This is a genomic window from Rufibacter radiotolerans (assembly GCF_001078055.1).
In the GTDB taxonomy this organism is placed as follows: domain Bacteria; phylum Bacteroidota; class Bacteroidia; order Cytophagales; family Hymenobacteraceae; genus Nibribacter; species Nibribacter radiotolerans.
Window position 1 is genome coordinate 4,814,347 of sequence record NZ_CP010777.1, and the last position, 6,447, is coordinate 4,820,793.

Annotated in this window: 3 protein-coding genes, 2 tRNA genes, 1 rRNA gene and 1 other annotated feature; all 6 genes read left to right on the plus strand. The window is 52.0% G+C overall.

Translation table 11 applies throughout. The features are described from left to right. Nucleotides 1-13 precede the first annotated feature (13 nt). The 6 genes from TH63_RS19695 (at nt 14) to TH63_RS19725 (ending at nt 5,640) form a co-directional block, all read left to right on the plus strand. Nucleotides 14-1,672, plus strand: a complete 1,659-nt coding sequence (locus tag TH63_RS19695) for a S41 family peptidase (RefSeq protein ID WP_048922469.1) — start codon at nt 14-16, stop codon at nt 1,670-1,672. Nucleotides 1,673-1,799: 127 nt separating this feature from the next. After that, nucleotides 1,800-2,489 carry a tRNA (adenosine(37)-N6)-threonylcarbamoyltransferase complex dimerization subunit type 1 TsaB gene (tsaB, locus tag TH63_RS19700; protein ID WP_048922470.1) on the plus strand — a complete coding sequence of 230 codons (690 nt, stop codon included), beginning with the start codon at nt 1,800-1,802 and terminating at the stop codon, nt 2,487-2,489. Between the two features lie 2 nt (nt 2,490-2,491). After that, on the plus strand, nt 2,492-3,019 hold the full coding sequence (locus tag TH63_RS19705; RefSeq protein WP_048922471.1) for a DUF2480 family protein: 528 nt from the start codon (nt 2,492-2,494) through the stop codon (nt 3,017-3,019). 835 nt (nt 3,020-3,854) lie between these two features. Beyond that, nucleotides 3,855-5,364 (plus strand): 16S ribosomal RNA (locus TH63_RS19715). Between the two features lie 115 nt (nt 5,365-5,479). Continuing rightward, nucleotides 5,480-5,553, plus strand: a tRNA-Ile gene (locus tag TH63_RS19720). 13 nt (nt 5,554-5,566) lie between these two features. Continuing rightward, nucleotides 5,567-5,640: transfer RNA gene (locus TH63_RS19725), tRNA-Ala, on the plus strand. Nucleotides 5,641-5,826: 186 nt separating this feature from the next. Then, nucleotides 5,827-6,447: a sequence feature (23S ribosomal RNA rRNA prediction is too short), on the plus strand.

Below are 6,447 nucleotides of genomic sequence, written 5' to 3' on the forward strand. Positions count from 1 at the left end.
TACTGGTCTGGATATGTTGAAGAAATCTTTTGCCGGCCTCTTAGTGGCTGGCGCGGCGTGGGGCCTTTTCTCCTTTACTTCCGGCACTTCTGAGCGCTATTTTGACATAGCCAAGAACCTGGACATCTTCGCTACCCTTTTCAAAGAGGTGAACACGTATTACGTAGATGATGTGGCACCCACCAAACTGGTGCGCACGGGTATTGACGCCATGCTCAAGTCTCTGGACCCCTACACCAACTACATTCCCGAAGACGATATTGAGGATTTCCGCACCATGACCACCGGGCAGTACGGCGGTATTGGCGCCCTGGTGGGCAAGCGCGAAGGTCGTACCATTATCTCTTTGCCGCATGAGGGCTCCCCGGCCCAGAAGGCTGGCCTGATCATAGGCGACGAGATCCTGAAGATAGATGGCGTAGACCTTTCCAAGAAAACCGACGGTGATGTAAGCAAGCTGCTCAAGGGCCAGGCCGGTACGGTGGTGAAGCTGGAGATCAAGCGCTTTGGCGAGGAGAAGCCTATGCAGGTGGAACTGACCCGCGCTAACATCCAGATCAACAATGTTCCTTATTATGGCATGGTCACCCCAGAGATTGGCTACCTGCAGTTGTCTGGCTTTATGGTAGACGCGGGCCGCGAGGTGCGCAATGCCGTGGCTAAACTGAAGGAGCAAGGAGCCAAAAAGGTAATCCTAGACCTGCGCGACAACCCGGGCGGCCTCTTGAACGAGGCAGTCAACATCTCCAATCTCTTTCTGCCCCGCGGCAATGACATTGTAAGCACCAAAAGCAAAGTAGCCGACTGGAACAAAATGTACAAAGCCCTGGATGAGCCTTTGGACCTACAGATGCCTATTGCGGTGTTGACCAACTCCAACAGTGCCTCGGCGGCAGAGATTGTGGCCGGAGCGTTGCAGGATTATGACCGCGGCGTACTGGTTGGGGAGAGAACCTTCGGCAAAGGCCTGGTGCAGATGACCCGTCCGCTTTCCTATAACTCGCAATTAAAAGTAACCACAGCCAAATACTACATCCCCAGCGGGCGGTGTATTCAGGCCATTGATTATGCCCACCGCGCGGCAGATGGCTCTTTGCACAAAACCCCAGACTCTTTACGCGTGGCCTTTAAGACTGCCAGCGGAAGAGTGGTGTATGACGGCGGTGGCATTAGCCCAGACATTGAAGTGAAAGAGCAGCCGATGCCAGACATCATCCGGAAACTGGTCTCCAAAAACTATATCTTTGATTACGCCACCCGGTTCAGGGCGTCCAATCCTACCATTGGTGGTGCCAAGGACTTTCATCTCTCAGATGCGGAGTACCAGAAGTTCGTGGCCTTTCTCAACGGCAAGGACATCTCTTATTCCACAGATGTGGAGAAGGCCCTGGAGAACATGATTAAGAAAGCCAAGGAAGACAAACACTATGATGAGGTAAAGGCAGACATTGAGCAAATCCAGAAGAAGGTAGCCACCAATAAGAGCAATGACCTTCTCCGGTTCAAGCCTGAGATCAGAGAGATGCTGGAGCAGGAGATTGTGTCTAGGTATTATCTGCAAAAAGGATTAGTGGAAGCTACCTTCAATGATGATAAGAATATTCTGGCGGCTGTTGATGTCCTGAATAACCCCGCTAAATACCAGGGTCTCCTGACCACCGGCAAAAAGTAGAAAGTACTCCTTATATATAAGGACACTCTATATATATAGTATAGTAAGGGCAACTGGTAACCAGTTGCCCTTTTGTTTTAGAATAGCGTAGCTTTGTAGAGTAATGGCGGCATCGCCTTTTTAATACATGGCCTACATCCTTTCCTTAGAAACCTCTACCACTGTTTGCTCAGTAGCGCTGCACCAAGACCAACAGTTGTTGTCTTATTCTGAACTGCAGATGGAGAAATCACATTCCTCGCATATCACAGTCATGGTGCAGCAGGTAATGGAGTATGCCGGTGTAAGTTTAGAGCAACTGAGTGCGGTGGCCGTGTCGGGTGGCCCGGGGTCTTACACTGGGTTGCGTATAGGATCAGGCACCGCCAAAGGGCTTTGCTTTTCCCTGGATAAACCTTTGATTGCAGTAGATACGCTGTCAGCTATGGCGCAGCAGATCATTGCCGTTACCCCTCACCCGGAACGCTACCTGTTCTGCCCCATGATAGATGCGCGCCGGTCAGAAGTCTACACCTGTCTACTTACCCATGAACTGGAGATGCGACTTCCGGTGGAGCCAGTTATTCTGGAGCTTTCCAGTTTTGCCCCGGAATTGGAAAAACAGCCCATAATCTTCTTCGGGAGTGGGGCGGCAAAAGCCCAGGAACTATTGGCTTCTCACCCGAACGCTTTTTATCTGAGCAATGTTAAACCTACAGCCAAAGCCATAGGTGAACTAGCCAGGGAAAAGTGGCAGGCAGCAGCATTTGAGAACGTGGCCTATTATGAGCCGTTCTATTTAAAAGAAGTATACATCACAAAGCCGCAAGGGAAATAGAGATGGAAGAATTTGTAAACCGAGTAGCCAATAGTGGGCTTGTTACCCTTAACCTGGAAGAGTACCTACACCCCGGGGAAAGAGTAGTCTATGATATAAAGGATAACCTCTTCATGGAGCTGATGCTGCGGGAGAAAGATTTCCGGGCTTTTGTAAAAGAGCATGACTGGTCACAGTACGAAGGAAAGAACGTGGCTATCATTTGTTCCACAGAGGCCATTGTGCCTACCTGGGCTTATATGTTATTGGCAAGTAAGCTGCAGCCATATGTGAACCGGTATGTGTTTGGCGATTTAAAGGCGTTGGAGCAGGCCCTGTTACAAGATGCTATCTCTAAAATCAACGCCGAAGACTACAAGGACGCTAAGGTGGTAATCAAAGGTTGCGGTCAGATCCCGGTGCCAACCTATGCCTATGTAGAGATAATGCAGAAGCTATTACCGGTAGTAAGTAGTATCATGTATGGAGAACCTTGCTCTACAGTACCTATATATAAGAAGCCCAAAGAGAAAACAGCGGTAGCGGAATAAAGGGAAACGGTCATTATATATACCTTTAAGGGGAGAAGAGGCATCATACCCTGGGCTCCCCTATTTTTTTGAAAAAAATATCTCTTCCGGAACTTCTTGGGTATGAACACGGTTACCTCCAAGCGCCCCGGGGGAAAGGCTGCTTGGGAAGGAGACTTCGGAGCGGCCTATTGCGGATATCAAAAGCTTTCGTACCTTTGCACTCCCTTCCACGGAGGGGTTTTCCGAGCCAGCAGGGCGAAGATGAAAGAGGAAAAAAATCTTTAGAAAGTGTTGCACAGAAAAGGATCTTCCTTACCTTTGCACTCCCTTCCAGCGAGGGTCCCGGAAGCCGAAAGGGCGGACGGGAAAGAGAAAAAAAACTTCATCGATCGCTTGCGGAAAGGGAACTTGTTCTTACCTTTGCAGCCCCTTCCGGAAGGAAGCCTCTTACGCCGGCAGGGCGGGAGAGGGAGAAAAAAAAGTTTAAGATAATTGCTTGCAAAGCGAAAGATGTTTCTTACCTTTGCACCCGCTTCTGGAGGGAAGGAACCTAAGCCGGCAGGGCGAGGGGATAAAAAAAGAGAAAAAAAGTTGCCTGGGGGCTTGGAGACGAAGAAATTCTCCTTACCTTTGCAGCCCCTACCGGAAGGGAGGGAAACGGTAAGCGTTGTTTACCGCTAGTCACTAACGACAGGTTAGTGGGAGGTTCTTTGAGTGAATGGGAAAGATAGGAAAACAAGGCAGACACCCTGGTGTCTGTCTAGGAAGAGAAGCAAGCGTATCGGCGGTCGACGTCTTTACAACATCGACTGTCTTTATTATTATTAATTGAGACCAGTCAAACGAATCTACTACAATGGAGAGTTTGATCCTGGCTCAGGATGAACGCTAGCGGCAGGCCTAATACATGCAAGTCGAACGGGGTAGCAATACCCAGTGGCGCACGGGTGCGTAACGCGTATGCAACCTACCTTGAACTGGGGGATAGCCTTCCGAAAGGGAGATTAATACCGCATAAGACAACTTGAGGGCATCTGAGGGTTGTTAAAGATTTATCGGTTCAAGATGGGCATGCGTGCCATTAGCTAGTTGGCGGGGTAAGGGCCCACCAAGGCGACGATGGCTAGGGGGTCTGAGAGGATGGTCCCCCACACTGGCACTGAGATACGGGCCAGACTCCTACGGGAGGCAGCAGTAGGGAATATTGGGCAATGGGCGGAAGCCTGACCCAGCCATGCCGCGTGCAGGATGAAGGCCTTCTGGGTTGTAAACTGCTTTTATCAGGGAAGAAAACACCCATGCGTGGGGAACTGACGGTACCTGAGGAATAAGCACCGGCTAACTCCGTGCCAGCAGCCGCGGTAATACGGAGGGTGCAAGCGTTGTCCGGATTTATTGGGTTTAAAGGGTGCGTAGGCGGCCCATTAAGTCAGTGGTGAAAGCCCGGGGCTCAACCCCGGAACCGCCATTGATACTGGTGGGCTTGAGTATGGACGAGGTTGGCGGAATTGAGGGTGTAGCGGTGAAATGCTTAGATACCCTCAAGAACACCGATTGCGTAGGCAGCTAACTAGGCCATAACTGACGCTGAGGCACGAAAGCGTGGGGAGCGAACAGGATTAGATACCCTGGTAGTCCACGCCGTAAACGATGATTACTCGATGTCGGCGACAGACTGTCGGCGTCTTAGCGAAAGCGTTAAGTAATCCACCTGGGGAGTACGCCCGCAAGGGTGAAACTCAAAGGAATTGACGGGGGCCCGCACAAGCGGTGGAGCATGTGGTTTAATTCGATGATACGCGAGGAACCTTACCTAGGCTAGAATGCGCGTGACGGTACCGGAGACGGTACTTCCCTTCGGGGCACAAAGCAAGGTGCTGCATGGCTGTCGTCAGCTCGTGCCGTGAGGTGTTGGGTTAAGTCCCGCAACGAGCGCAACCCCTATCCCTAGTTGCCAGCACGTCAAGGTGGGGACTCTAGGGAGACTGCCTCCGCAAGGAGTGAGGAAGGCGGGGACGACGTCAAGTCATCATGGCCCTTACGCCTAGGGCTACACACGTGCTACAATGGCGCATACAGAGGGTCGCTACCTGGTGACAGGATGCCAATCTCAGAAAGTGCGTCTCAGTTCGGATCGGAGTCTGCAACTCGACTCCGTGAAGCTGGAATCGCTAGTAATCGCGTATCAGCAATGACGCGGTGAATACGTTCCCGGGCCTTGTACACACCGCCCGTCAAGCCATGGAAGTCAGGGAGACCTGAAGGCCGTCACCCACAAGGAGCGGCTTAGGGTAAAACTGGTAACTGGGGCTAAGTCGTAACAAGGTAGCCGTACCGGAAGGTGCGGCTGGATCACCTCCTTTCTGGAGACCGCCCGCCGAGGGCTCGCCTCCTTCCTCCTTTCTTTCCCTTTACTTAAAACCACAACAGACACTTACGGTTTTTTTAGGTCAGTACGGACACCTACCCCAAGTAGTAGGGCTTGTAGCTCAGGTGGTTAGAGCGCTACACTGATAATGTAGAGGTCCGTGGTTCGAGTCCACGCAGGCCCACACCATGGCGCACGGGGGATTAGCTCAGCTGGCTAGAGCGCCTGCTTTGCACGCAGGAGGTCAACGGTTCGACTCCGTTATTCTCCACTTCGCCTGACCTAAAGGAACAATAGAAAGCATCAATGCATTGGCAGGCACCGACAGGGTCTCTGCCGCACATGCCAGGGAGCACCTATAGCGATATAGGGGATACTTGGCGGGGGGTTCTTTGACATACTGGGAAGAGAGAAAACAAAAGTAGAGTACGCGCCGCATGAGCGATCATGCAGGCGGAAGAAAGTAAAGAAGGGCGCATGGAGGATGCCTAGGCTCTCAGAGGCGAGGAAGGACGCGATAAGCTGCGAAAAGCCCCGGGGATCGGCACATACGACTCGATCCGGGGATATCCGAATGGGGCAACCCGGCTGGTTGAAGACCAGTCACACCTTCGGGTGAGCGAACGCGGGGAACTGAAACATCTAAGTACCCGCAGGAAGAGAAAATAACAATGATTCCCTAAGTAGTGGCGAGCGAACGGGGAAGAGCCCAAACCAGGGCTGTCAAGGCAGCGCTGGGGTTGTAGGACCACGACGTGGGACCAAGAATTGAAGCTTAACTACCTGGGAAGGTAGGCCATAGAGGGTGATAGCCCCGTCAGCGCAAGCTTCTTGGCCCTAGTGGTATCCTGAGTAGGGCGGGACCAGAGAAATCCCGTCTGAATCCACCGGTACCATCCGGTAAGGCTAAATACTCCTGAGAGACCGATAGTGAACCAGTACCGTGAGGGAAAGGTGAAAAGAACCCCGAATAGGGGAGTGAAATAGAACCTGAAACCATGCGCCTACAAGCGGTCGGAGCCCCTTCGTGGGGTGACGGCGTGCCTTTTGCATAATGAGCCTACGAGTTACTCCTCCC